General features: G+C 72.4%; 23 protein-coding genes. 11 read left to right on the top strand and 12 right to left on the bottom strand.

All coding sequences use genetic code 11. The features are described from left to right. The first annotated feature begins 75 nt into the window (after positions 1–75). Complete coding sequence (locus DEI92_RS14265; protein ID WP_111013970.1) at positions 76–780, top strand: DUF4232 domain-containing protein; 705 nt, start codon at positions 76–78, stop codon at positions 778–780. Here DEI92_RS14265 and DEI92_RS14260 read toward each other — a convergent pair. After that, complete coding sequence (locus DEI92_RS14260; RefSeq protein WP_181434943.1) at positions 771–1,880, bottom strand: ThiF family adenylyltransferase; 1,110 nt, start codon at positions 1,878–1,880, stop codon at positions 771–773. The two genes, DEI92_RS14265 and DEI92_RS14260, sit on opposite strands and share 10 nt — an antisense overlap. Before the next feature lie 105 nt (positions 1,881–1,985). Between DEI92_RS14260 and DEI92_RS14255 the strand changes: the two genes are divergently transcribed. From DEI92_RS14255 to DEI92_RS14240, 4 genes are all read left to right on the top strand, one after another. Then, complete coding sequence (locus DEI92_RS14255; protein ID WP_181434941.1) at positions 1,986–3,647, top strand: glycosyltransferase family 39 protein; 1,662 nt, start codon at positions 1,986–1,988, stop codon at positions 3,645–3,647. Positions 3,648–3,855: 208 nt separating this feature from the next. Next, positions 3,856–4,503 carry a hypothetical protein gene (locus DEI92_RS14250; protein ID WP_111013967.1) on the top strand — a complete coding sequence of 216 codons (648 nt, stop codon included), beginning with the start codon at positions 3,856–3,858 and terminating at the stop codon, positions 4,501–4,503. Between the two features lie 70 nt (positions 4,504–4,573). Beyond that, positions 4,574–5,533 (top strand): S26 family signal peptidase, encoded by a 960-nt coding sequence (locus tag DEI92_RS14245; RefSeq protein ID WP_146249161.1) that lies wholly within the window; start codon positions 4,574–4,576, stop codon positions 5,531–5,533. After that, on the top strand, positions 5,530–6,414 hold the full coding sequence (locus tag DEI92_RS14240) for a LamG domain-containing protein (RefSeq protein ID WP_111013965.1): 885 nt from the start codon (positions 5,530–5,532) through the stop codon (positions 6,412–6,414). The genes DEI92_RS14245 and DEI92_RS14240 overlap by 4 nt, the downstream gene beginning before the upstream one ends. 41 nt (positions 6,415–6,455) lie before the next feature. On the opposite strand, the gene DEI92_RS14235 is transcribed toward DEI92_RS14240, so the two are convergent. The 4 genes from DEI92_RS14235 to DEI92_RS14220 all read right to left on the bottom strand — a co-directional run bounded on the left by DEI92_RS14235 (position 6,456) and on the right by DEI92_RS14220 (position 10,759). Beyond that, positions 6,456–7,391 carry a 4-(cytidine 5'-diphospho)-2-C-methyl-D-erythritol kinase gene (locus tag DEI92_RS14235; RefSeq protein ID WP_111011181.1) on the bottom strand — a complete coding sequence of 312 codons (936 nt, stop codon included), beginning with the start codon at positions 7,389–7,391 and terminating at the stop codon, positions 6,456–6,458. 78 nt (positions 7,392–7,469) lie between these two features. Beyond that, a complete protein-coding gene (locus DEI92_RS14230) occupies positions 7,470–8,504 on the bottom strand; it encodes an LLM class flavin-dependent oxidoreductase (RefSeq protein WP_111013964.1) in 1,035 nt (344 codons plus the stop codon). A 203-nt stretch (positions 8,505–8,707) separates the two neighbouring features. Then, complete coding sequence (locus DEI92_RS14225) at positions 8,708–9,802, bottom strand: RimK family alpha-L-glutamate ligase (protein ID WP_111013963.1); 1,095 nt, start codon at positions 9,800–9,802, stop codon at positions 8,708–8,710. A 9-nt stretch (positions 9,803–9,811) separates the two neighbouring features. After that, positions 9,812–10,759: a helix-turn-helix transcriptional regulator gene (locus DEI92_RS14220; protein WP_111013992.1), complete on the bottom strand. Its 948-nt coding sequence runs from the start codon at positions 10,757–10,759 to the stop codon at positions 9,812–9,814. 115 nt (positions 10,760–10,874) lie between these two features. Between DEI92_RS14220 and DEI92_RS14215 the strand changes: the two genes are divergently transcribed. Next, a complete protein-coding gene (locus tag DEI92_RS14215) occupies positions 10,875–11,615 on the top strand; it encodes an SDR family oxidoreductase (RefSeq protein WP_111013962.1) in 741 nt (246 codons plus the stop codon). Between the two features lie 173 nt (positions 11,616–11,788). Here the strand turns inward: DEI92_RS14215 and DEI92_RS14210 are convergent, their stop codons facing one another. From DEI92_RS14210 to rsmI, 5 genes are all read right to left on the bottom strand, one after another. Continuing rightward, positions 11,789–12,235, bottom strand: a complete 447-nt coding sequence (locus tag DEI92_RS14210; RefSeq protein ID WP_111011177.1) for a hypothetical protein — start codon at positions 12,233–12,235, stop codon at positions 11,789–11,791. 96 nt (positions 12,236–12,331) lie between these two features. Next, on the bottom strand, positions 12,332–13,213 hold the full coding sequence (gene rsmA / locus DEI92_RS14205; RefSeq protein WP_181434940.1) for a 16S rRNA (adenine(1518)-N(6)/adenine(1519)-N(6))-dimethyltransferase RsmA: 882 nt from the start codon (positions 13,211–13,213) through the stop codon (positions 12,332–12,334). Then, positions 13,210–14,139 (bottom strand): TatD family hydrolase, encoded by a 930-nt coding sequence (locus tag DEI92_RS14200; protein WP_111013961.1) that lies wholly within the window; start codon positions 14,137–14,139, stop codon positions 13,210–13,212. Before DEI92_RS14200 ends, rsmA begins: the two co-directional genes overlap by 4 nt. Beyond that, complete coding sequence (metG, locus tag DEI92_RS14195; RefSeq protein ID WP_111011175.1) at positions 14,136–15,713, bottom strand: methionine--tRNA ligase; 1,578 nt, start codon at positions 15,711–15,713, stop codon at positions 14,136–14,138. The genes DEI92_RS14200 and metG overlap by 4 nt, the downstream gene beginning before the upstream one ends. Before the next feature lie 99 nt (positions 15,714–15,812). Then, positions 15,813–16,634, bottom strand: coding sequence for a 16S rRNA (cytidine(1402)-2'-O)-methyltransferase (rsmI, locus tag DEI92_RS14190; RefSeq protein WP_111013991.1), 822 nt, complete (start codon positions 16,632–16,634; stop codon positions 15,813–15,815). A 125-nt stretch (positions 16,635–16,759) separates the two neighbouring features. Between rsmI and DEI92_RS14185 the strand changes: the two genes are divergently transcribed. Continuing rightward, the gene (locus tag DEI92_RS14185; RefSeq protein ID WP_111013960.1) at positions 16,760–18,391 is read left to right on the top strand and encodes a dolichyl-phosphate-mannose--protein mannosyltransferase; all 1,632 of its coding nucleotides are present in this window, start codon (positions 16,760–16,762) and stop codon (positions 18,389–18,391) included. Positions 18,392–18,484: 93 nt separating this feature from the next. Here DEI92_RS14185 and DEI92_RS14180 read toward each other — a convergent pair whose 3' ends face one another. Next, complete coding sequence (locus DEI92_RS14180; RefSeq protein WP_181434938.1) at positions 18,485–19,147, bottom strand: TetR/AcrR family transcriptional regulator; 663 nt, start codon at positions 19,145–19,147, stop codon at positions 18,485–18,487. Between the two features lie 129 nt (positions 19,148–19,276). Between DEI92_RS14180 and DEI92_RS14175 the strand changes: the two genes are divergently transcribed. The 4 genes from DEI92_RS14175 (at position 19,277) to DEI92_RS14160 (ending at position 23,457) form a co-directional block, all read left to right on the top strand. Beyond that, positions 19,277–20,851 carry an MFS transporter gene (locus DEI92_RS14175; protein WP_111011172.1) on the top strand — a complete coding sequence of 525 codons (1,575 nt, stop codon included), beginning with the start codon at positions 19,277–19,279 and terminating at the stop codon, positions 20,849–20,851. A gap of 130 nt (positions 20,852–20,981) precedes the next feature. Next, a complete protein-coding gene (locus DEI92_RS14170) occupies positions 20,982–21,824 on the top strand; it encodes a sulfurtransferase (protein ID WP_111013958.1) in 843 nt (280 codons plus the stop codon). Between the two features lie 107 nt (positions 21,825–21,931). Beyond that, complete coding sequence (locus DEI92_RS14165) at positions 21,932–22,408, top strand: GNAT family N-acetyltransferase (RefSeq protein ID WP_111011170.1); 477 nt, start codon at positions 21,932–21,934, stop codon at positions 22,406–22,408. Then, positions 22,405–23,457, top strand: a complete 1,053-nt coding sequence (locus DEI92_RS14160; protein WP_181434936.1) for an NAD(P)-dependent oxidoreductase — start codon at positions 22,405–22,407, stop codon at positions 23,455–23,457. Before DEI92_RS14165 ends, DEI92_RS14160 begins: the two co-directional genes overlap by 4 nt. Here DEI92_RS14160 and DEI92_RS14155 read toward each other — a convergent pair. Further along, positions 23,446–24,975 (bottom strand): carboxylesterase/lipase family protein, encoded by a 1,530-nt coding sequence (locus tag DEI92_RS14155; protein WP_111013956.1) that lies wholly within the window; start codon positions 24,973–24,975, stop codon positions 23,446–23,448. The genes DEI92_RS14160 and DEI92_RS14155 overlap by 12 nt on opposite strands. Positions 24,976–25,045: the final 70 nt, after the last annotated feature.

Here is a 25,045-nt window from a genome sequence, read left to right as displayed (position 1 = left end):
GAGATGAGGAAGTCGTGAGACCGGCCGGTGACCATCTCATCACCACCTCACGCTCGGCCGGGCAGAGTCGGACGCATGGAACACCTGCGAACACGGCACCGCGTCCTCATCGCCGCCGCGACGGCCACGCTCGTCGCGGTCCCCCTGGCGGGATGCGCCGCCGGCACGACCTCCGGGCCCCACCACCACACCGCCGCCACGGTGACCTCCACCGTCACGCCGACCGTCACGACGACACCGGCCGCCAGCGGCGCGACCGCGACGCCGTCCGCTCCCGCACCGGCGACGACGGCGGCCAGGTCCGGGCCGGGCACCCGAGCCTCGACGTGCACGTCGAGCCAGCTGTCGGCAAAGACGGGCGAGCGCGACGGTCAACAGCCCGGGACGGGCTCGGGCATGAGCCAGCAGCGGGTGGCGATCATCCTGACGAACACGGGTGCCACGAGCTGCACGCTGCAGGGCTGGCCCGGCGTCTCGTACGTGGGCGACGGGAACGGCACGCAGATCGGCGCCCCCGCCAAGCTCGACCGCGGCGTCCCGCACCCCACGGTCACGCTGCAGCACGGCGCCGCGGCGCAGGCCTACATCGACATCGCGGACGCCGCCGTGTTCGACCCGGCGGAGTGCAAGCCCGTGCACCCGGACGGCCTCCGGGTCTACCCGCCGGGCAGCAGGACGTCGATCTTCCTCCGCGGTGGCGGCTCGGCCGGCGACGGGACCGCCTGCTCCTCGACGAAGGACGTGCAGATGAGCGTGGGCGCGTTCATCCCCTACCCCTGAGCGCCACCCCGATCGGGGCGCTCGGCGGTGGTCCGCGCCTCGGCCAGCCACGCGGTCATGCCGCCGTCGAGCACGGTCACGGTCCGACCGTTGCCGTTCGCCGTGGCCCACGCGTCCGCGCGCGGGCCACGGGCGCAGTAGACGACGACCTCGGCGTCCGCGGGGACGTCGTCCGGTCGCACCGCCCCGGGGACCACGCCCGTCGCGTCGAGCTCGGCGTCCGTGCGGACGTCCACGAGCACGAAGTCGTCGCGACCCTGCGCGCGCAGGGCGAGCCGGGCCTCCAGGGCGGCGGGCGCGATCCGCGGCGCGGACGCACGCTGCGCGGCCGGGAGGCTCGACGGACGTCGCGACGCCGGACCACGACGCAGCGGGCTCTCGACGGCGCGCCACGTGCGGGCGTCGACGGTGACGACCCGGCCGAGCAGGGGGTCCCCGACGCCGGTGACGAGCGCGGACACCTGTCCGGCCATGACCGACCCGACCACGCCGCAGAGCGCCGGGACGACGCCGTCGAGCGCGCACGAGCCGTCGTCGTCGAACGGGTCGGGGTGCAGGTCGTGGAAGTCGACCGCGGCACCGTCGGGAGCGGCGTCCCAGAACACGGACACCTGCCCGTCGGAGCCGAGAGCGCTGCCCCACACGAGCGGGACGCCGGCCGCAGCGCAGGCCTCGGAGGCGGCGCGGGTGACGACGACGCTGTCGGCGGCGTCCACCACGACGTCGTGCCCCGCGACGATGTCGGGGGTGAACTCGGCGACGACGGCGACCGTCTCGGTCTCGGGGTCGACGGCGTGCGCCCGGTCCGCCGCGACGCGTGCCTTCGGGCGGCCGACGTCGGCGGCCGTGTAGAGCGTCTGCCGGGCGAGGTTCGACGGGTCGACGACGTCCGGGTCGACGACCGTCAGCCGCGCGAGACCGGCCCCCGCGAGCAGCGCGACGACGGGCGACCCGAGGCCGCCTGCACCGATGACGAGCACGCGTGCGGCCGCGAGGCGGCGGATGCCCTCGTCCCCGACCCCGGGCAGCGGCGCGGTCCGGGAGCCGAGGCGCCGACGGGCAGCGGAGACGGTCGGAGCCGGTTCGACGATCGGACGCACCCCGTCATTATCTGCGTCCACCCCGGGGACACGAGTGTGAACTCTCAGCGGCGAAGGCGCGAACACCCCGGCGCGCTGCCAGTGCGGCTGCGTATCGTCCGGGCCGTGAGTGCTCCGCAGACCGGTGCCATCAGCATCCAGCGGCCGACCCGGGTCCCGTCCCTCCGGCGGTCCGTCCGGGGGCTGTCCGGCACGCTGTCGATCGCCTCGGCCCGCTCGCCGGAGCTCACGATCGCGGCGCTCGGCGTGCTGCTCGCCGCGGCCTTCGCCTGGGTGCCGTCCCTCTGGTACGACGAGGGCGCCACCGTCACGAGCGCGACCCGGACCTGGGGGCAGCTCTGGAGCGAACTGCACCACGTCGACGCCGTGCACGGGCTCTACTACGCCTGCATGCACGTCTGGTTCCGCCTCGTCGGCTCCACCCCGTTCACGCTGCGGTTCCCGAGCGCGCTCGCCGTCGGGCTCGCCGCCGGGCTCGTCGTCGCGCTCGGCCGTCGGATCGCCGGTCGCCGGGTCGGCGTCGTCGCGGGCGTCGTGTTCCTGCTCCTCCCCCGCGTCGCCTGGGCGGGCGTCGAGGGCCGCCCCTACGCGACCATCACCGCGCTGTCGGTGGGCCTGACACTCGTCGGCCTCACCGCGGTGCGACGCACGCGGCACGGCACCGGGCGGCGGTGGTGGGTCGCGTACGGGGTCCTCGCCGCGGTCGCGGTGGTGTTCAACGTCTACCTGTCGCTCGTCGTCGTCTCCCACGCCGTGGCGCTCGCGTGGACGCGCCTCGCCGACCTCCGAGCCGCCCGCGCCGCACCCATGACGCATCGCGGTTCCGCCCCCGTGCCGATCGTGCCGCGGCACGTCCTCGGCGCGTGGGCGATCTCCGCGGGCTGCGCAGCCGTCACCGTCGTGCCGTTCGTGGCCGTCGCCACGGGCCAGTCGGAGCAGGTGAGCTGGATCGCCGGGATCGGGCCGGGCACCGTGCGCCAGGTGTCGACGACGGCGTGGTTCCCCGGGTCGGTCCCGTTCGCGACGGCCGCCTGGGTCGCGATGGCGGCCGGCGTCGTCCTCGGCCTGCGTGGCGCGCGACGTCGCGCCACCGCCCGGACCGCCCGGGAGGCCCTGCGCGCCCAGGCGGTCCGGGTCACCCTGCCCGTCGTCGTCGTCCCGACGGCACTCCTCGTCGGCGCGACGGCCCTCGGGGAGCACCTGTACTCGCCGAAGTACGCCACGCTGAGCCTGCCGTTCGTCGCGGTGCTCATCGCCCTCGGCCTGACGTCGATCCGCCCGCGGGTCCCCGCCCTCGTCGCGGTCGGTCTGCTCGTCGCGCTGGCCGTGCCCGCCGCGGTGGCCGTGAAGACCCCGTACGCCAAGCAGGACTCGCACTGGGCGCAGGCCGCCGCGATCGTGAGCCGGCAGCGCTCGTTCGCTCCCGATGCGGACGAGGGTGTCGTCTACGGCAGCGTGTGGCACCACCCGACGACGACGACGCAGATCATCCGCGACGCCTACCCGCGGGCCTTCGCCGGGATGACCGACCTGGCCGCGGTCACGAGCGGCCCCGCCACCGGTCGGCTCTGGGACACGAACGGGGACGTCGCCACGACGGTGCCCCGCCGTCTCGGCGACATCGACACGGTGTGGTTCCTCGGGGCGCCGTCCCGCGACGTCCGCCCGGCGCTCACCGCGACACTCGAACGTCGTGGGTTCCACGTCGCCGGCACGTGGCGCACCGGCACCGTCATCGTGTCCGAGTACAAGCGCACCGGGCACTGATCCGGCGGCAAACCGCCTGGTCGGTATCGTTCGGGGTACAACCGCGTCCCCCGCATTGGGGGCCTCAGAGTTCTCGAGATCCGCTCAGACTGAGGGGGCCGCACGGTGTCGTCGTCCGGGCGTCGTTCCGCAGCCCGATCCTGCGTCCGACGATCCATCCTGACGGGGTACACCGCGCGCGACCCGATCCGACCCGAGGAGCCCGCTGTTGTCCCACGTCCTGCCCACCAGCCCGAAACGCGTCCGGTTCACGTGGTTCGCGATCGGCACCGGGGTGCTCGCCGCCGTGCTGCTCGCGTTCTCGATGTCCGGGACCCTGTCGGGGTTCGTCGCGTCGATCACGAACAGCGGTGACACGGCCGTCACCGGCACCCTCGTGATGCAGGAGTCCACGACCGGCGCGAACGCGGCGACGTGCACCTCGACCGACGGCGGCTCCGTCTCGACGAACACCGCGACCTGCACGTCGATCGACCAGTTCGGCGGGGCCGCCATGGTGCCCGGCGACACCGTCACCACGGCGACGACGATCAAGAACACCGGATCGGCCGCCGCCCGGACGTTCACCCTCACCCCCGGCTCCTGCGGGCAGCTCGCGAACGGCTCCGTCAACGGCACGGCGAACGACCTGTGCTCGCAGATGACGGTGGTCGTCAAGAACACGACCGCGAACACCACGGTGTTCTCGGGCACCCTCGCCGCCCTCGGCACCACGACCACGCCGTTCTCGCTCCCCGCCGTCCCCGGCGGTTCGTCCACGGCCTTCAGCTTCGCCGTCTCGCTGCCGAGCACCCTCGGGAACAGCTACCAGGGCCTCCAGGCCACGGTCCCGCTGACCTGGTCGTACGCCAGCTAGCCCCCACCCCGTCCGACGCGGCGGGTCCCGCTGCCGGACCCGCCCCTCCCGATCCGTGGAGGCGACCGCCATGACCGCGACGCACGTCCGCGCCGTCCGGGCGGTCGACGGCGTCCGGGCGGTGCGCGGCAGCAGGGCCGTCCACGGCCTCCGGGCCGTCACTCGCCGTCGTCGTCGGACCGGACGGCGAGCGCTCACCGGCGTCCTGCTCGCGATCATCGCTGTCGTGGTCGTCGCCGCGACGGCGTTCCACGCCACCGGCGGTCGGTGGTTCGTCGTCGAGACGCCGTCCATGGGCACGGCCGCGCCCGTCGGCACGCTCGTCCTCACCGTCCCCGCCGCCGCGACCGACCTGCGCGTCGGCGACGTCGTCACGTTCCACCCGCCGACCGCCGCGGGCGAGACCTACACGCACCGCATCGTCGCGATCGACCACGGACGCATCACGACGCGTGGTGACGCGAACGGCGCCGTCGACCCCTGGCGTCTCCGCGCCGCCGACGTGGTCGGGGCGGTCCGGACGATCCTGCCCGGGGTCGGATGGCTCGTCCGTGCACTGCCCCTGCTGATCAGCGGTCTCGTGGCGCTCTGGCTCGTGACGAGCCGCGTCCGTCGGCCGACGCACCGCTCCGCTGCCCGCGTCCTCGGGGTGTCCGTCCTGCTCTCCGGCGTCGCGTTCGTCCTCCGTCCCTTCGTCGGGACCACGGTGCTCCAGACCGCGACCGTGTCGGGCGGCACGGAGGCGACCGTCGTGTCCACCGGGATGCTGCCCGTCCGGGTCGCCGCCCCGACCGGCGCGCACGTCGACCTCGTCGCCGGCGAGGTCGGGCGCCTCACCGTGCCGGCGCACGGCATCGCGACACCGCACGCGGTCCACCACCTGACGACCGCGCTGCACCTGCCGCCCTGGGGATGGGTGCTCGCGGTGGGCCTGTGTGCGGTACCGCTGCTCTGGACACTCGTGGTGGGCCTCCCGGGCGACGAAGCGGGCCCGCGCCGCCACCGCCGGACCCGAGGACTCCACACATGACCCCCCGGCACCGCGAGCGACCCCGACGGCGGTGGCCCCTCGTCGCGGCGGCGCTCGCCGCCGCGGCCGCCGTCGGTGTCGCGGCGCCCGGGACGACCTCGGGGTGGACCGCGGCGATCACGGACCCCGCGGACACCGCGAGGACGGCGCCGTACTTCCACTGTCCGGATGCGCTCACCGTCGACGCCGGCTCGGCGCTGTTCCAGTACCCGCTGACCGAGGACGCCGGCTCGACCACCGCCCGGGACGTGTCCGGACACGGGAACGACGGCACCTACCAGGGCAGCATGACCACGAGCACCGAGACGCCCATCGCCTGCCCGAGGGACGGTGGCAGCGCGTACGTGCTCGACGGGTCCACGAGCTACGTGTCGATGCCGACGAAGACGGCGCCACCGGCCACCTACAGCGAGGAGGTGTGGTTCCGCACGGCCACGGCAGCCGGCCGGTTGATCGGGTTCGGCACCGCCCGGACCGGCACGTCCGGACTGGAGGACCGGGCCGTCTACGTGAACACCGACGGCGGGGTCACCTTCGCCACCTACAGCAGCAGGAACCAGATCGTGACCAGTGCAGCGGGGGTGGACTACGCGGACGGGGCCTGGCACCAGGTGGTCGCGACGCAGAGTCCGAGCACCGGCATGGCGCTCTACCTCGACGGGACGCTCGTCGCCAGCAACAGTGCGTACACCGGAGCCGAGGACGACGGAGGCGGGTACTGGCGGATCGGCTACGACAGCCTGTCCGGGAGCTGGGTGGGTTCCGGCTCCGCCTGGTACGTGAACGGTGCCATGCGGTACGCGGCGGTGTACACCACGGTGCTCACCGCGCAGCAGGTCGCGACCCACTACGCCGCGGGCAAGTTGGTGACCGGGAACTGAGGCGCGGCGGGCTCGGGCTCGGGCTCGGGCTCGGGCTCGGGCTACCGCGGTACGACGCGCGCGCCGTGCACCGGGCCCGTGGCCCGCACCACGGTCAGCCCGGCGGCACTCAACTCGACCTGCAGGTCGAGCGCGGCGTCGGAGTCCGCGGCCAGGAACGCGACGGTCGGGCCGCTCCCGGACACGATGCCCGCGAGAGCGCCGGCGCGCTCACCGAGTTCGAGCGTGCGCGCGAGCGTGGGTTGCAGCCGCATCGCCGGAGCCTGCAGGTCGTTGTGGAGGCAGTCGGCCAGCAGCTCGGCGTCGCCCGCCCGGAGCGCCTGCAGCACGTTCGCCTCGACGACGGGGGCGTCCCGGACGGGCGTGATGTCGGCGCGGTAGCGGTCGCGATGCTCGTCGAGGGCGGTGTACACCGCGGGCGTCGAGAGTCCCTCGTCCGAGAGCACGAGCACCCAGTGGAACTGCCCCGACGCCAGGGCCGGGCTGAGCTCGTCGCCCCGCCCCGTGCCGATCGCGGTGCCGCCGGAGAACGCGAACGGCACGTCCGCGCCGAGCCCGGCCGCGAGCCGCAGGAGTTCGTCGCGACCGAGCGACGTGCCCCACAGGGTGTCGACCGCCAGGAGCGTCGCCGCCGCGTCCGCGGAACCGCCGCCCATGCCGCCGGCGACGGGCACCTGCTTCTCGATCGTCAGGTGCACCCCGCCGCGGTAGCCCGCACGCTCCGCCACGAGCCGGGCGGCCCGCAGTGCCAGGTTCGTCTCGTCCACCGGGACCGCCGATGTGTCGATGGGGCCGGTGAACCGCACGGTGAAGTCGTCGGCCGCCTCGGCGACGACGTCCTCGTACAACGACACGGCCTGGTACGCCGTCGCGACGTCGTGGTACCCGTCCGGCAGCAGCGTGCCGACAGCCAGGTAGACGTTGATCTTGCCCGGCGCGCGCGTCCGCACCCGGGTCGGTGCGGCGAGCGACGTCATGGACCCAACCTATATCGGTCGCGATGGCCACCGCGCGACCCCGAGGGGCACCGCGGTGGCACAGCGCGGCCGTGCCCCTCAGCCCGCGGTGGTGCCGGCCACGAGCGGGATGACCTGCTGGCCGAACCGCTCCATCTCCTCGAGCTGTGGCGAGAACTGCAGCAGGAGCGTGTCGACGCCGGCGTCCTGGAACGCCCGGATCCGCTCCGCGACCTGCTCGGGGGTCCCGACGAACTCCGGCCGCAGGCCGCGGTTCGACACGGAGTAGTCCTCCAGGCTCGGCACACGCTCGAGCTGCGACTTCGAGATGAAGTCCTGGTACGACTCGTACGCGGCCCCGTGCTGCACGTCGGTGATGCGGGCGAGCTCGGCCTGCGCCTCCGCCTCGGTGTCACGGACGATCGCGTAGGCGGCCATGCCGAACGCCTCGAACGGCGGCAGTCCGGCGTCGACGCGACGCTGCTTCATCTCGTCGATCTTCGTGCGCAGCTCGTCGACCGTGCCGCCGTGCGTGACGTACGCGTCGGCGTAGCGTGTGATGCTCGCCTTGCCGGCCTCGGACTCACCGCCGGCGTAGATGCGCGGCTGCACGCGGGGCTTCGGCTCGAGGTGCGCGTTCTCGATGTCGTAGTACTCCCCGTGGAACGAGTACGGCGTCTCGGTCCACATGCCCTTCATGATCTCGACGAACTCGGCGGTGCGGCGGTACCGGTCGTCGTGCTCGGAGAAGATCCCGCCGTACTGCTTGGCCTCCTCGGCCCACCAGGCGCTCACGACGTTGAACGTGAACCGACCGTTCGAGATGTCGTCGATCGTCGCGGCCTGCTTCGCCGTGACGGCGGGCAGGTGGTAGCCGGGGCGCATGGCCGCCATGATCTCGAGGCGGTCGGTCGTCGCCGCGATCGCCGCCGCGACCGCCCACGCCTCGAGGCTCGGCGCGGCCGTGCCCTTGATGTCGTTGAGGTTGAGCTCGGGGACGAGCGTCAGGTCGAAGCCGATCTGCTCAGCCCGCTGGGCGAGGCGCTTGACGTAGTCGAACGTGACGGGCATCTGCTCGTCCTCGACGTTGCGGAGCCAGCCGCCGAACAGCGGGGTCCAGTATCCGAATCGCACGTGGTTCTTCCGGTTCGTTGGGGTGGGACGGTCGGGAGGCGCGGTGCCGGTCGGGCCGGCGCCGTGCCTCCCGGGGTGGTCGCGGTGGTCGCGGGTCGCGGTGGTCGCGGGTCGCGGTGGTCGCGGGTCGGAGCGGCCGAACCGGTGCCTTCCGTTCGAACACCGCGATGCGGCGGTGCGAACGGAAGGAGCCGGTGCGATGCTCAGACGGCGAGCAGGGCCTGCTCGCTCGCGAGGAGCGCGCCGAGGTAGCGCGCGATGCTGCGGGGCCCCGACACGGGGCTCGTCTCCTCGACCGCGGGGTTGTAGTTCGTGTTCGTGTTGATGTCGTAGACGACGGTCCGACCGTCGACGGTCTCCATGAACTCGATGCCGGCGACGCCGATGCGCTGGTCGGCCAGGAACGCCTCGAGCCGCTGGACGATCTCGGACCCGGCCGTGATCTCGGAGCGGATCGAGAACGCGCTCGGCTGGCCGGCCGTCGGCACGTCGCACGCCGCTCCCGCGAACGTCTGCTCGGTGCCGGTCTGCTCGGTGCCGGTCTGCGCCGTGTCCGTCTGCGCCGTGCCCGTCTGGGCGGGGCCGCTCTGCGGCTGCGCCGCCTGGCCGGGCAGCGGGACCTCGCACGCATCGGCCGGGCAGAGCTCGAACGACCCGGCGCTCGTGTCGACGCGGACGGCGTAGACGAACCGACCGCCGACGAACTCGACGCGGGTGATGAACGGCGCACGCGCGACCAGGTACTCCTGGATGAGGGTGATGCCGTCGACCGGCTCCTCGAACTCCGGACTCTCGACGTACGACGCGAACTCCGCCACCGTGTCGAACCGCCGGACGCCCAGGCCCTTGCCGCCCTGGTTGTGCTTCGTGATGAACGGCGCACCGGGAGTCGACGCCTCGGCGACGAAGCGCTCGGCGGCGGCGACGAGGTCGCGGTGACCGAACACCGCCGTCGTGCGCGGCACGTCGAACCCGGCGTTCCGGAGCAGGCCGTGCTGCGCGACCTTGCTGACCTCGAGCTCGAGCACGTGGCTGCCGTTGACGACCGAGCGGCCAGCACGCTCGAGCCAGCCGAGGACGGCGCGCGTGTACTCCTTGCTGTGCTCGTGCCCGCGGGTGTGGCTCGACGCGGACATGCGCGACCAGTAGACGCCCGGCGCAGGATCGGCGGCGAGGTCGATGGAGCCGTCCGTCAGCAGGAGCTCCTCGACCGGGACACCCTCGGCCTCGAACGCAGCGGCGAGCGGTGGGAACCACTCGGGGTTCTCGTGGATGACGTACACACGGGGAGTGCTCACCGCAACAGCCTAGGCACGGTCCCCTGCGCGCGCCACGCCGGTCGTCACAGAAGGCAACCGCGGAGGGGCTGACTGCCCCGTTGCCGTCCGGGCGGGGGTCTCGGTTCCCTCGGACGGGGTCGGGCCGAACCGCTGCTCGCCGAGCACGCCGAGCAGCGCCAGCCGGTCTGCCGCCTCGGTACCGGGCTCCGAGGTGAACACCAGGAGCGCCTGCGCCCGGTTCTCGGTGAGCAGCACCTGACAGTCGACCTCGAGTCGCCCGAGTTCCGGGTGCAGGAAGGTCTTGTGGTCCGTGAACCGCTCGGCGACCTCGTGTCGCTCCCACACCGCCACGAACTCCGGGCTCCGGGCGGTCAGCCCCGCGACGAGTTCTCGCGCACGGCGGTCACCCGGGCCGGCCGCACCCACCGCGGCCCGGAGCGAGGCGACCTGGATGCGTGCCTGCCGCTCGTGCTCCTCCGGGGCGTAGCGCTCGCGCTCCCGACCGAGGAACCACCGCCACACCTGGTACCGCTCGGGCCCCGGCAGCCCCACCGTCGCCCCGAGCAGCGCGACGGCCCGGCGGTTCTCGGCGAGCGTCTCCCCGAGGTCGCTCACGACGATCGCCGGATCCGCGTCGAGGCGGTCGAGCACCCGGAGCAACGGCGGCGCCACGTGATCGGCACGCCGCACGCGCACCGGGGCGTTGTGCCCGGCGAGGTGGAACAGGTGGTCCCGCTCCGCCACCGTCAGCCGCAAGGCCCGGGCGAGCGCCTGGAGCATCTGCTCGGACGGCTGCGGACCGCGCTGCTGCTCGAGCCGGGTGTAGTAGTCCGTCGACATCCCGGCGAGCGCGGCCACGTCGTCACGCCGGAGGCCCGGCGTCCGGCGGCGCGGACCGGCACCGAGGCCGACGTCCTCGGGCTGGATGCGCTCCCGCCGGCGCCGGAGGAAGTCCGCGAGCCCGTCCCTGTCCACGCCGTCCCGTTCCACCCCGTGATCCTCGCACCCGCACGCGCCCGCGACCAGGGATCGCCGATCCCCCGATCGACGCGCTCTGCCCCGCCGGCCCGGACTCCGCGATCGTCAGGGCATGGACATCACCACCAGCACCGTCTTCATCCCCGGCGCGACCTCGGGCATCGGCCTCGGGCTCGCACGACGCCTCGCCGACGCGGGCAGCACCGTGGTCGTCGGCGGTCGTCGCCGGGCCCTCCTCGAGGAGATCGCGGCGGACGATCCGCGCCTGGACACCGTCGTGCTCGACGTCGACGACCCCGACTCCATCACCGCGGCCGCGCGGACCGTCGTCGAGCGGCACCCCTCGCTCGACGCCGTCGTCACGATGTCGGGGATCATGCGCCCCGAGGACCTCCGTGATCCTGCGCACATCGCCGCCGCCGAGGCGACGATCACCACCAACCTGCTCGGCACGATCCGCCTGGTCGACGCCGTCCTGCCGCACCTGCTCACGCGGCCGGCCGCGACGCTCATGACCGTGTCGTCCGGGCTCGCGTTCACCCCGCTCGCCGCGACACCGACCTACAGCGCGACCAAGGCGGCCGTGCACTCGTACACGCTGTCGCTCCGGGCACAGCTCGCCGACTCCGGCGTCGAGGTGCTCGAGCTCGTGCCGCCGGCCGTCGCCACGGACCTGCTCGGCGGCGCCGACTTCGGCGGCATGCCCCTCGACGCGTTCCTCGACGAGGTCGTCGCCCTCCTCGCGGCCGGGGCCGGGGCGGAGGTCCTGGTCGAGAACGTCCTGCCCTTGCGCTGGGCGGAGCGGAACGGGAACCAGGCGGACCTCATCCGAGCCCTGGTCGCGGGCCACTGACCCCTGCCGGCGCCTCTGCCCAGCGGAACCGCCCCGTTTCGACGATCCCGCTGTCGTTCCCCGACGGGTTCGTCGCCACATGCACCACATCAGATGCGGGTGCATGCGGCGACGATCCCGATGTCGTTCGACACGCGCTCCGTCGTCACATGCGCGCATCGACAGCGGTCGGGTCAGCGGCGCTTCTTCGCCGCCTTCGCCTTCTTGGCCGGCGTGACCTTGGTGTTCGGCGGGTACACCGCACCGCTCGACGAGCTCCAGTCGGTGAGGTTGTAGACGACCACCAGCGCGATGCCGCTGAGGAACCAGAAGCGACGCGCTCGACGGTCCTTGAGCACGCCGGTGATCAGCGGCAGCAGGACGTAGAGCAGCCCACTGTTCTTCTCGATCGCACCGTGCACCGCGAACGGGACGGCGGGGATCGCGGCGGACGGCTGATCGGTCACCGCGTTGAGGCCGCCCTGCACCAACCCGAACAACCGGAACAGTCGACGTGCCCCCGGACGGAGGCCCAGCGCGCCCGGCAGGAACAGGTTCGCGGCCGTGAACCCGTAGTCGATGCGGCCGTGGAGTTCAGGGCTGATGGGCTTGGCGGACACCTGCTGCTTCGTCTTCGGCATGGTTCCAGAGAACTCCTCGGCGGCTGGTGGTGCACCACATCGCCGTCGAGATCGGACCCGGTTCGTGGGTGGTGCCACGGAGGGATCGGCTGAGCCCTACGCGGCGGCGAGCACCGTGCGCCCGAGGCGCGTGAAGTCGTCGACCGTGAGCTGCTCGCCGCGCAGCGTCGGCTCGATGTCCGCAGCGGTGAGGGCGTCGGATGCTCCGGCACTCCCACCGAGGAGTGCGGACAAGCTCTGTCGGAGCATCTTCCGCCGCTGCTGGAACGCTGCGTCGACGAGGGCGAAGACCTGGGCCCGGAGCGTCTCGTCGCCCGGTTCCTCATGCCGCTCGAAGCCGACGAGCACACTGTCGACGTTCGGTACCGGCCAGAACACCTGCCGACTGACCTGCCCGGCGATGCGCCACGAGCCGTACCAGGCCGCCTTGACGCTCGGCGATCCGTAGACCTTCGACCCCGGGTCCGCGGCGAGCCGGTACCCGACCTCGGCCTGCACCATGACGAGCGCCCGACCGATGGTCGGGAACGTCGGCAGCAGGTGCAGGAGCACGGGAACGGAGACGTTGTACGGGAGGTTCGCCACGAGGTGCGTGGGCCGCGCGCCGTCCGGCAGGTCCCCGGCCCGGAGCGTCAGGGCGTCCTGGTGCACCACGCGGAGCCGGGCCTCGGGTTGGAGCATCCGGACCGTGTCGGGCAGCTGCGTCGCCAGGCGCCGATCGATCTCGACCGCGAGGACGTCGGCTCCGGTCTCGGTGAGGCCGAGCGTCAGCGACCCGAGCCCGGGACCGACCTCGAGGACGATCGCGTCGGCGTGCACACCACCGGCGGCCACGATCCGGCGGACGGTGTTGGCGTCGTGGACGAAGTTCTGGCCCAGCTTCTTGGTCGGTGTGACGTCGAGGCGGCCTGCGAGGTCGCGGATCTCGGCGGGGCCGAGCAACGCACCGGGACGGGACGGGCCGGGAGCCTCGCTCACTCGTTCACCGTGACGGGCTCGTGGTCCCACCGCCCGTACACGATCTCGGTGTTGGACGAGATCTGCGCCGCGAGCATCGAGGGGTCGGTCCCGATGGTCTCGGCCATCGAGCGGAGCGTCAGCGGCACGAGGTACGGCGCGTTCGGGCGACCGCGGTAGGGCACCGGGGTCAGGAACGGCGCGTCGGTCTCGATCAGGATCCGGTCGCGCGGGGCGACGCGGAGCGCCTCGCGCAGGGCCTCGGCGTTCTTGAACGTCACGGTGCCCGCGAAGGACATGTACCAACCCCGCTCGGCACAGAGCCGCGCGAGGTCCGTGCCACCGGAGAAGCAGTGGAAGACGGTGCGCTCGGGCGCACCGACGCGGTCGAGCGTGGCGACGACGTCGTCGTGAGCGTCACGGTCGTGGATCTGGAGGGCCAGCCCGTGCCGCTTGGCGATCGCGATGTGTTCCTCGAACGAGCGCACCTGGGCGTCGCGCCCCTCGGGACCCGTGCGGAAGAAGTCGAGCCCGGTCTCGCCGACGGCACGGACGCGGGGCAGGGCAGCGAGCGCGTCGATGCCCGCGAGGTGTTCGTCGAGGAGGCCCCGCTGCTCGAGTTCGGGCGCTTCGTTCGGGTGGAGCGCCACCGCCGCGAGGACGCGCGGTTCTCGGGCGGCGATCTCGGCGGACCAGCGGGAGGTCTCGAGGTCCGTGCCGACCTGCACGACCCCCCGGATCCCGACGCTCGAGGCGCGGTCGAGGTGCTCGCGGTACTCGATCGGCCCGTCCCCGCCGTCACCGACCCCGTCCGCGATCTCCATGTGCGTGTGGTTGTCGTACACGGGCACGACGAGCGCCGGGGGCAGCGGCGGGTAACTCAGGTCACGCTTCTGCCCGGCACCGTCGCTCCCCCGCGCGCGGACGTGGGCGTCGGACGAGCTCACGCTGCGCCCTGCTCCGAGGTCTCGATGCGCGGGAACAGCCCGGCCTCGAGCGGGACGACGCGCTCGGCGCCCGCCCACTCCCACGCGCGGTCGATGCGCTGATCGCTGATCGAACCGCCCGCTCCGATCGCAGCCCAGAGTCGATCGGCCGCCTTCGGAACCACGGGCGCGAGGAGGACTCCGACCGTCCCGAGGCCGCGCAGTGCCGTCGTGAGGACCGTGCCCAGACGCTCACGCTGGTCGGGCTGCTTCGCCAACGCCCAGGGCTCCTGCTCGGTGATGTAGCCGTTCAGCGCGTCGACGAGCTCCCAGACGGTGGCGATCGCCTCGTGCGGGGCGAACCCGGCGATCGCGGCGTCGGCTCGCTCGGTCACCGAGACCGCGAGCTCGTCGATCGCACGGTCGGCGTCGGTGAGCGCTGCCCGCTCGGGCACGACGCCGTCGTGGTACCGGCCCAGCATCGCGACGATGCGCGACGCCAGGTTCCCGAAGCCGTTCGCGAGCTCGGCCTGGTAGCGCGCCGCGATGTCCTCCCAGCTGAAGTTGCCGTCCTGCCCGAAGGTGATCGCGCGCAGGAAGTAGTACCGGAAGGCGTCCGACCCGAACGTGTCCGTGATCTCGGACGGGGCGATGCCGGTCAACTTGCTCTTCGACATCTTCTCGCCGCCGACGAGCAGCCACCCGTGGCCGAACACGCGCTTCGGGACCTCGAGCCCGGCGGCCATGAGCATCGCGGGCCAGATCACGGCGTGGAACCGGGCGATGTCCTTGCCCACCAGGTGCACGCTCGGCCACAGGCGACGGAAGGCCTCGTCGTCGTCGCTGCCGTAGCCGAGCGCGGTGATGTAGTTGAGCAGGGCGTCGAACCAGACGTAGAGCACGTGGTCCGAGTCCCATGGGATCGTGATGCCCCAGTCGAAGCTCGACCGCGAGATCGAGAGGTCACGAAGGCCCTGCTTGACGAACTGCACGATCTCGTTGCGGACGCTCTCGGGCTGGATGAACTCGGGGTTCGACGCGTAGAGGTCGAGCAGCGGCTGCTCGAAGTCCGACATGCGGAAGAAGTAGTTCCGCTCCGCGAGCACCTCGACCGGGATCGAGTGGATCGCGCAGACCTGCTGGCCCTCGTAGGCTCCGGTGCCGGGGACGAGGTCGCTCGGCTGCTTGTACTCCTCGCACCCCACGCAGTAGAAGCCCTCGAACTCGCCGGCGTAGATGTAGCCGTCGTCGTACAACTTCTGCAGGAACGTGGTGACCCCGCGCACGTGCCGGTCGTCCGTGGTGCGGATGAAGTCGTCGTTCCGGATGTCGACGGTGTCGAGCAGGGGCTTCCAGGCCTCGGCCACGAGACGGTCCGCCCACGCCTGCGGGGTGACGTCGTGCGAGGACGCCGTCCGCAGGATCTTCTGTCCGTGCTCGTCCGTGCCGGTCAGCAGCCAGGTGTCGTCGCCACGCTGCCGGTGCCACCGCGCCAGCACGTCCGCCGCGACCTCGGTGTACGCGTGCCCGATGTGCGGCACGTCGTTGACGTAGAAGATGGGCGTCGTGATGGAGAACGCGGTGCCGTCGGACATGCGGACCATCCTACGGGCGCGTCCCATCAGGTGACGGTGGCCCGGGACCCCTGTGGAGACCGGCGTGACCGGGCGCGGACGTGGAGGACGGGCCTCCCGTCAGCGGGCCGCGAGCGCGCCCTCGTAGAGGTCGCGGCGCGACAGTCCGGTGGCCTGCGCGACCGCCACCGATGCCTCTTTCATGCGGACGCCGGCGGCGACGCGCTCGAGGACCAACCGCACCCCCGCCTCCAGGTCGACCGGACCCTCCGCGGACGGAGCGCCGGCCACGACGACGCAGATCTCGCCACGGACACCGTCCGCCGCCCAGGCGGCGAGCTCGCCGAGCGGCCCGCGCCGGACCTCCTCGTGCAGCTTGGTGAGTTCGCGGCAGACGGCAGCGGGGCGGTCGGCACCGAACGCGTCGGCCATGTCGGCGAGGGTGTCCGCGACGCGGTGGGGTGACTCGAAGAAGACGAGCGTGCGCGGTTCCCCGGCGAGCGCGGCGAACACGCGACGCCGTTCACCCTGCTTGCGGGTCGGGAAGCCCTCGAAGGCGAACCGGTCGGTGGGTAGCCCGGACACGGCGAGCGCGGTGAGCACGGCGCTCGGCCCGGGGATCGCGGTGACGGTCACGCCGGCGGCCGCCGCCGCGGCGACGAGGGGAAACCCGGGATCGCTGATCGCCGGCATGCCGGCGTCGGTCAGGACGACCACGTCGTCGTCGCGGGCGAGGTCCACGACCTCCGCGGCACGGTCCCGCTCGTTGTGCTCGTGCAGGGCGATGAGGCGCGGCCGGTTCTCGACACCGAGGGCGCGCATCAGGTGGACGGCGGTCCTCGTGTCCTCGGCTGCCACGACCGAGGCGTTGGCGAGGGCCTCGACCAAGCGCCGGGAGGCGTCGCCGAGGTTGCCGATGGGAGTCGCCGCGAGCACGATCACCGGTCCATCATCCCGCGCGGGCGACCGACCGCTCACCATCCGCCTCGTCCTCCACAGGCCGCTCCTGTCCACCGTCACAGGATCCGGACCCGGGAGGCCCGATGCCGCTTCCCTAGGATGCTGGGGTGACGACGGACCTGGCCGAACGCGGCTCCCCGCGCGACCTCGATCGTCCCCGCGGATCACGACTCGACGACTGGTGGGCACGCGTGCTCACCACGTCGACGCGGGTCGCGATCTGGCGATGGACGGGTCCGCTCGCTGTCACGCTGCTCGCCGCGGTCCTGCGCCTCTGGGACATCGGCCGACCGGACAGCCTGGTCTTCGACGAGACCTACTACGTCAAGGACGCCTGGTCCATCGTCCACCTCGGGTACGAGGGCTCGTGGCCGGCGGACGTGGGCAACGACGGCCCCACGACGGACCAGCGGTTCGCGGGCGGCGCCACCGGCATCTACACCGACGTCGCGGAGTTCATCGCACACCCGCCGCTCGGCAAGTACCTCATCGGGCTCGGCGAGCTCCTGTTCGGCGGTGCGAACGCGGTCGGATGGCGCATCACGGTCGCGGCCGTGGGGATCGCGACGGTGTTCCTCGTCGCCGTCATCGCCCGGTCCCTGTTCCGGTCGACCCTCGTCGGCACCCTCGCCGGGTTCCTCATGGCGATCGACGGCCAGGCGATCGTGATGTCCCGCGTCTCCCTGCTCGACGGCATCGTCGGCTTCTTCGCCCTGCTCGGGTTCGGGGCGCTCCTGCTCGACCGCCGGTGGACGGAACAGCGGCTCGATCGATGGCTGACGCGCCGCGAGGACGCGGGGCGGAGCACCCTCTGGGGGCCGTCACTGTGGTTCCGGCCCTGGTTGTTCGCCATGGGACTCGCCTGTGGCCTGGCGACCGCGACGAAGTGGTCGGGCATGTACTTCCTGGCGTTCTTCGCCGTGTACAGCGTGCTGACCGACATGATGATGCGGCGGCGTGCGGGAATCGAGTTCTGGAGCAGCAGCGCGGTCCTCCGGCAGGGACCGGTCACGTTCCTGCTGACCGTGCCGGTCGCGGCCGTCGTCTACCTGGCGTCGTGGAGCGGTTGGTTCCTCACGAGGGGCGGGTACGACCGGACCTGGATCCAGAACGGCGGGCACCGCTGGACCGGTCTGCTCGCGTGGGTCCCCACCAGCGTGCAGAACTGGTGGCACTACCAGACCGAGATCTACGGCTTCAACATCACCCTGCACACGCCGCACGCCTACGCGGCGAACCCGTTCACGTGGCTGCTCATGGTGCGCCCGACGAGCATGTACTACCAGGGCACGGACCTCGGGCAGGACGGCTGCGCGTCGGAGCGGTGCGGAGCCGCGATCACCGACATCGCGAACCCGTTCATCTGGTACGCGGCGGTCATCGCGGCCGTGGTGCTGCTCGTGCTGTTCGTGCGTCGGCGGGACTGGCGGGCCGGGTACGTGCTGCTCGGGGTGGCTGCCGGGTACCTGCCGTGGCTCCTGTACGCCGGGCGCACGGTGTTCCAGTTCTACACGATCGCCTTCGAGCCCTACCTCGTCATCGGACTGGCCGCCGTGCTGGCGATGCTCCTCGGGTCACGGGACGATCCCCGGCCGAGGCGGACCCGGGCGATCGTCTGGGTGATCGTGTACCTCGCCGTGGCGAGCGCGGCCACCGCGTACTGGTACCCGATGTGGACGGCGATGCAGACCTCGTGGGACTTCGTCCGGTCGCACTACTGGTTCTCGTCCTGGCTCTGAGCGGTCCGGGGGTCCTGAGCGGTCGGGGGCCCTGAGCGGTCGGGGGACCCTGACCGGTCAGGGGGCCCCGAGCGGTCAGGTGGCACTGAGCGGTCAGGCCGGAGCCGCGTTCAGCGCGAGCTCGAGCTCCTGACGCTCGAGGGGGCGCCCGCGCAGCGGCGACTCGACGGCGGGCGGACAGACCCCGTCGATGAGCATCTGCCCGTACCGGCGCCAGAGGTCCGGGTCGCAGGCGCGGGTCCGGTCGGCCACGGCACCCACCATGACGACGAGCATCGGCACGTCACGCGCCTGGAAGCCCTCTCGCAGCGCGCCCTCGCGGTGGGCGCGATCCACGAGCGCGGTCATCTCCGCGTCGATCCGGTCCCGGTCCCGTCGCAGCGCGGGCGACGCGGGGTGGGCCCGGACGATCACGTCGGCCAGTGCCCGGTCGCTCGCGCGTAACTCGAGCGCGCCGAGCAGGTACGCGCGCATGGCCTCGCGTCCGGTGGGGCAGGCGGCGGCGCGCTCCACCAGCGCGGACAGGGTCTCGAACTTCGCCGACAGCAGGGCGTCCACGAGGGCGTGCTTGTCGGGGAACCGTCGGTAGACCGTGCCGACGCCCACGCCCGCCTCGTGCGCGACGTCGTTGAGCGTCACGCTGAGCCCTCGTTCGGCGAAGAGCCGTCGCGCGGTGGCCAGGATGCGCTCTCGGTTCCGCAGGGCATCCGCGCGGAGTGGTCGCGCCTCCCGGTCCGGATGGGACGTGGTGGGCATGTCGGGAACGTTAATCCCGATTTCTGGGAATAAGCGGATGCGGCGCATCCGTTTCGCTCTACACTGAGCGAGGCGTCCGACGGTGCGCGCCTCCACATCCACTGCATCCGAGTGACGGAGGACGCCATCATGACGTCAGAACAGACGGCGACGACGCCGACCGGGGCGGTGCCCACGAGCACCGCGGGTGCGGCGCGCCGCACCGAGGGCGGGGTCCGCAACCCCTCGCCCATCGACAAGAAGGACCACCGCTGGATCGTCCTGACGGTGATCGGCATCGCGCAGATCATGGTCGTGCTCGACGCGACCATCGTGAACATCGCCCTGCCGTCCGCGCAGCAGGACCTCGGCTTCGGCACCGACCAGCGCCAGTGGGTCGTCACGGCCTACTCGCTCGCGTTCGGCTCCCTGCTCCTGCTCGGCGGGCGACTCGCGGACCTCTTCGGCCGGAAGAACACGTTCATCATCGGGCTCATCGGGTTCGCCCTCGCCTCGATGCTCGGCGGCCTCGCGGGCACGTTCGGGCTGCTCGTGGCCGCCCGCGCGCTCCAGGGCGTCTTCGGCGCACTGCTCGCACCCGCGGCCCTGTCGCTGCTCACCACGACGTTCACCGACATGAAGGAACGTGCGCGCGCCTTCGGCATCTTCGGCGCGATCGCCGGATCGGGTGCCGCGATCGGTCTGCTCCTGGGCGGCGTCCTCACCGAGTACGCCTCGTGGCGCTGGTGCCTCTACGTCAACCTCGTGATCGCGGCGTTCGCGTTCGTCGGCGCGTTGCTGTTCATCCCGCGTCCGGTCGCCGCACCGCGGCCCCGCATCGACTACCTCGGGGTCGTCACGATCACGGCCGGCCTGGTCGGCATCGTCTACGGGTTCTCGAACGCCGAGACCAACGGCTGGAACGACGGCCTGACCTACGTCTGCCTCGCCGCCGGCGTGGTCCTCATCGCGCTCTTCGTCCTCATCGAGACCCGTGTCGCACACCCGCTCATGCCGCTCCGCGTCGTGCTCGACCGTGATCGCGGCGGTTCGCTGCTCGCCATGGGCCTCGTCGCCATCGGCATGTTCGGCATCTTCCTGTTCCTGACGTACTACCTCGAGCAGACGCTCGGGTTCTCGTCGCTCAAGACCGGCCTGGCGTTCCTGCCGATGCCGCTGTCGATCATGTTCAGCTCGACGATCCTCGGGACCCGCCTGCTCCCGCGCGTCGGGCCGAAGGTGCTCATCTTCATCGGTGGTCTGGTCGCGGCGGTCGGTCTGCTGCTCCTCACCCGGACGCAGCTCGACAGCGCGTACGCGCCCGTCGTGCTCCCGGGCCTCATCGTCATCGGTCTCGGCATGGGCCTGATCTTCTCGTCGGCGTTCTCCACCGCCACCTCGGGAGTCGCCCGACAGGACGCCGGCGTCGCCTCGGCGATGGTGAACACGATGCAGCAGATCGGCGGGTCGATCGGAACCGCGCTGCTGTCGACGATCTTCGCCGACGTCGTGCGCGACCAGCTCACCGGGACGAAGGGCAGCCAGCTCGACCAGGCCCGCGCGGCCCTCGACGGCTACCACACGGCGTTCTTCATCTCGTCGGGCGTGCTCGTCCTCGTGGCACTGGCGGGCGGTCTGATCATCAACCGGCAGCGGGTGCGCCTGGCCAAGCTGCAGGCGGCGTCGTCGGACATCACGGGTTCGATCCCGACCGCCGCGCACTGATCACACTCCCGGCGCTCGTCGCCGCTGACGACGCGGGGTCGTCCGAGCGTCCACGACGCCGGATGACCCCGCGTTTCGGCGTGTTGCCGGAGCTTGTGGAGCGTCAGTGGGTGCGGGTTATGTTGTCGGCATGTCCCCGCTCCTGACGTCGCCCCTGGTGTCGACCCAGTGGCTCGCCGACCACCTGGGGTCGGACGACCTCGTGGTGATCGACGCGACCGTGCGCACGTCGGGCATCGGCCGCGGCACCCGCTGGGAGTCCGCGCACGACGCGTACGTCGAGGACGGCCACGTGCCGGGTGCGGTGTTCGCCGATCTCGTCGACGACCTCAGCGCTCCCGGAGCGGCCGTCCCGTTCACCCGTCCGGACGTTGCGCGGTTCGAGCGCGCCGTCTCGGCGCTCGGCGTCTCGAACGGATCGACCGTCGTGGTCTACGACGCCGCCCAGGGCGAGTGGGCCTCGCGGCTCTGGTGGCTGTTCCGCTCGTTCGGCTTCGACACCGTGGCCGTGCTCGACGGCGGGTTCGGCAAGTGGTCGCGTGAGGGGCGCCCGATCCGCCTCGGGGCGCTCGCTCCGCGGTCGTCGACGTTCCTCGCGACCGAGGAGCGACCGATGTGGGCGGACCGCGACCGCGTCGAGCGCGCGGTGGACGGGTCGGAGCCAGCCGCCCTGGTGTGCGCCGCCGACGAGCGCGCGTTGGGTCCCGCCGTACCCGAGCTCATCCCCGGGACGACCGCGATCCCCATCGACCGGGTCATCGACGAGGACACGAACGCCTTCCTCCGCCCGCGGACCCTGTCGACGGTCTTCGCCCGCGTGCTCGACGCCCCCGAGGTCGTGACCTACTGCGGTGTCGGTACCGCCGCCTGCGTCGACGCGTTGGCCCTGACGGTCCTCGGTCACGACCACGTGCAGGTCTACGACGGCTCCCTGGCGGACTGGTCGCGGGCGCCCGAGCCGGTCGCCTCCTGATCCTGCCCGTGGCTCGCTCCCCCTCCCGACGGCCGGGAGGCCCGGTCCGGTCCACAGGGACCGGGCAGCGGTCCGACCGTGGGGACGGCACGGGATACCGTGACGCCATGCACAGCACGACGACCACGACCTGGTCTGTTCGCCCGGTCGAGCCCCAGGACGAGGCACCGTGGCGGGCGCTCTACCGCGGGTACCGCACGTTCTACCGCCTCGACCACGACGACGCGGTGGTGGACCGGACCTGGCAGTGGATCGTCCGGGGCGACCACGGACTCTTCGGCCTCGTGGCGTCCAGGCCGGACGGGACCCTCGGCGCGTTGGCCGACCTGCGCTGGTTCGCGCGGCCCTCCAGCGCGACACTCGGGCTCTATCTGGACGACCTCTTCACCGCCGCGGAGCACCGCGGACTCGGGCTCGGCCGCATGCTCCTCGACCGGGCTCGGTCGGTCGCGGCCGACGGGGGTGCGTCCGTGGTCCGATGGATCACCGCTGCCGACAACGCGACGGCGCGGTCCTTGTACGACGCCCACGCCACGGCCACACCGTGGATCACCTACGACATGGCACCGGGAGCGGCACGATGAGCGCGCGCCGCGCAGTGGTGCTCGGCGGCACCGGGGGCATCGGGTCGGCGATCGTCCTGCAGCTGCTCGACGCGACCGACGACTGGCAGGTCGACGTGGTGGCGCGACGGGGTGGTGCGGCTGCCGACGCGCTCGTCGCCCGTGGTGCACGCTTCGTCCCGGGTGACCGCCGAGACGGGGCGCTGCTCCGTGACGTCCTCCGTGCCGGGGCGGATCTGCTCGTGGACGGCGTCGCGGCGACTGCCACGGACGCCAGGCAACTCACCCCGTACCTCCCGGACGTCGCCTCGACCGTGCTGCTCTCGACGAAGGCCGTGTACGTCGACGAGCGTGGTCGCCACGCGAACTCACTCGAACGTCCGGTGTTCCCGGTGCCGATCACCGAGGCCCACCCGACCGTCCCCGCGGGCGAGGGCGACCCGACCTCCCGAGACGGGTACGCGGCGAACAAGGTGGCCGCGGAACAGGTCCTGCTCGACCACGGCGCCCCGGTGACGGTCCTGCGTCCGTCGAAGGTGTACGGGGTCGGGATCGGCCGGCCGCGCGAATGGTGGGTGGTCCGGCGGGTGCTCGACGATCGGCCCCACATCGCCCTCGCCGACGGCGGGATGAGCATCGACCACACCACCGCCGCGGCCGGTGTCGCCAGCCTGGTGCACCTCGTCGCCGACGCGCCGGATCGCCGGATCCTCAACGTCGCGGACGAGCCGGCTCCGACAGTCCTCGACATCGTCCGGACGATCGCCGGACACCTCGGACACCGGTGGGAGGAGGTCCTGCTCGACCAGGAAGCCTCCGCGTTCACGGGCCGCAGTCCGTGGTGGACGCCCTCGCCGGTCGTGCTCGACACCTCGGCCGCCCGCACCCTCGGCTGGCAACCGCCCCGGTTCGAGGACGCCGTCCTGCCCGAGGTCGACTGGCTCGTCGAGGTGGCGCAGTCGACACCCGCCGACGGGGACGTCCCGTGGGCCGCCGATCCCTTCTTCGAGCGCCTGTTCGACTACGGCCCCGAGGACGCCGCGCTCACGCTGTTGTCGTTACGCGAGTGATGCCGCGCTCCACGCCCGTCGCTCGTCGCCGTCCGGGTCGTCGACCTCGGTGATCGTCTCCGCGAGCAGGGCGGTGGTCCTCCGATCGAGGTCGTAGGGACGCCACGGCGCGCGCCCGGTACGCACGAACGTCACCCAGGCGTCGTGCACGGTGCGCGCGGCCCGCTGTGACGGATGCGGTCCGATCCGAGGGGCGAGTTCCGGAAGCGTCACCGTCTCGAACACGAAGGGCGTGTCCGCGGCGTGGCACGAGCCGAGGCCGTCGTTGTCGCGGGCGTCCACGGCGTCGAACCGGTACATCCAGGTCCCGGACGACCCCTGCGCTGCTGTCGTGGCGCTCTGCTCCACGCCACGCGACGCGAGCGCCTCCGCGAGGGCGACCGTCGGCATCCGGAACCGCTGGTCGCCGCCGACCGCCACGAGCAGCTCGCCCGACGTCGCACCGGGTCGCGTCCGCCGGTACACGTCGAGGCCCTCCGCTGGCAGCCCCCACCGCTCGGCAGCGGCACGGAGCCCCGCGTCGTCGGTCGCGCCGACGAGTCCCGCGGGCCGCGCGAACAGTTCGTACTCGTCCCGCGTCGTCCCGAGCAGGACGGGAACGTCCGCGGCGATGCCGGCATCGACCGCGTCGACGGGTCGCAGTGGCACCAGGTCACCGTCGATGAGGGGCGCGAACGGGACACCACCACGTGGGATCGATCCCCATCCGCCGGCACTGGCGCGGGCGACGACGCCGCTCACGGCCTCCACCAGCGTGTCGGACGGGACTGCGGCGAGCGCCGCGGTGGTCGGTGGGATCCCGAGGTCCGCCGCGAGCGCGTCGGTCAGTGCCCGTCCCTCCTCGACCGGGAGCAGCTGGCTGCCGGCACCGCTCTGGATCACGGCCGCGGCGAAGAGGCCGCGTGCGGACGGCATCGTGAGCAGGGTGGCGACGGATGCTGCACCGGCGGACTCCCCGGCGATCGTGACCCGGTCGGGATCACCGCCGAACCGCGCGATCTCGTCCCGAACCCATCGGAGCGCGGCGACCTGGTCCTGCATGCCGAGGTTCGGCGAGCCGTCCGCCGTGACGAGGGATCCCTCGGCACCGAGCCGGTAGTTGATGGTGACGCAGACGATGCCGTCGCGGGCGAATGCGGTGCCGTCGTACTCCGGCAGCGAGCCGGAGCCCTGGAGGAACGACCCGCCGTGAATCCACACGAACACGGGGAGGCGGTCCGCGCCGACTGGCGTCCAGACGTTGCAGTTGAGCCACTCGTCGCCGGGGATCGTCACCTCGGGCAGGATCGGCACGACGGGCGCCGGGTAGCTCCCCTTCGGCGCCGTCGGGCCGTACACGGTGGCGTCGCGGACGCCCTGCCACGGGACGACCGGCTGCGGCGGTCGGAGTCGGTTCCGGCCGACCGGAGCGGCGGCGTACGGCACGCCGAGGAACCGTCGGATGCCGTGTTCGGCGGTCCCCCGGATGCTGCCGCCCGACACGTGGACGACGTGTTCCGCCTGCTCGTTCTGTTCCATCGCTGCTCCTCCACGGTACTGTGAGTGGTCACTTACAACCTACGTGTGAGCGACCACTCACACAAGTGAC

Origin of the sequence: Curtobacterium sp. MCBD17_034 (assembly GCF_003234515.1) — a bacterium.
Taxonomy (GTDB): Bacteria; Actinomycetota; Actinomycetes; order Actinomycetales; family Microbacteriaceae; genus Curtobacterium.
Note: the sequence above shows the minus strand (reverse complement) of the source record. Positions and strands in the feature narration are given on the sequence as shown.

Coding starts and splice junctions, on each gene's coding strand:
- DEI92_RS14235 (WP_111011181.1), bottom strand. CDS start 7,391: ATGACGTCGCTCGCCGCACCGACCCGGGTGCGGACGCGCGCGCCGGGC.
- DEI92_RS14155 (WP_111013956.1), bottom strand. CDS start 24,975: ATGGAACAGAACGAGCAGGCGGAACACGTCGTCCACGTGTCGGGCGGC.
- metG (WP_111011175.1), bottom strand. CDS start 15,713: ATGTCCGACGGCACCGCGTTCTCCATCACGACGCCCATCTTCTACGTC.
- DEI92_RS14210 (WP_111011177.1), bottom strand. CDS start 12,235: ATGCCGAAGACGAAGCAGCAGGTGTCCGCCAAGCCCATCAGCCCTGAA.
- DEI92_RS14170 (WP_111013958.1), top strand. CDS start 20,982: ATGTCCCCGCTCCTGACGTCGCCCCTGGTGTCGACCCAGTGGCTCGCC.
- DEI92_RS14165 (WP_111011170.1), top strand. CDS start 21,932: ATGCACAGCACGACGACCACGACCTGGTCTGTTCGCCCGGTCGAGCCC.
- DEI92_RS14245 (WP_146249161.1), top strand. CDS start 4,574: ATGACCGCGACGCACGTCCGCGCCGTCCGGGCGGTCGACGGCGTCCGG.
- DEI92_RS14180 (WP_181434938.1), bottom strand. CDS start 19,147: ATGCCCACCACGTCCCATCCGGACCGGGAGGCGCGACCACTCCGCGCG.
- DEI92_RS14265 (WP_111013970.1), top strand. CDS start 76: ATGGAACACCTGCGAACACGGCACCGCGTCCTCATCGCCGCCGCGACG.
- DEI92_RS14160 (WP_181434936.1), top strand. CDS start 22,405: ATGAGCGCGCGCCGCGCAGTGGTGCTCGGCGGCACCGGGGGCATCGGG.
- DEI92_RS14240 (WP_111013965.1), top strand. CDS start 5,530: ATGACCCCCCGGCACCGCGAGCGACCCCGACGGCGGTGGCCCCTCGTC.
- DEI92_RS14175 (WP_111011172.1), top strand. CDS start 19,277: ATGACGTCAGAACAGACGGCGACGACGCCGACCGGGGCGGTGCCCACG.
- DEI92_RS14215 (WP_111013962.1), top strand. CDS start 10,875: ATGGACATCACCACCAGCACCGTCTTCATCCCCGGCGCGACCTCGGGC.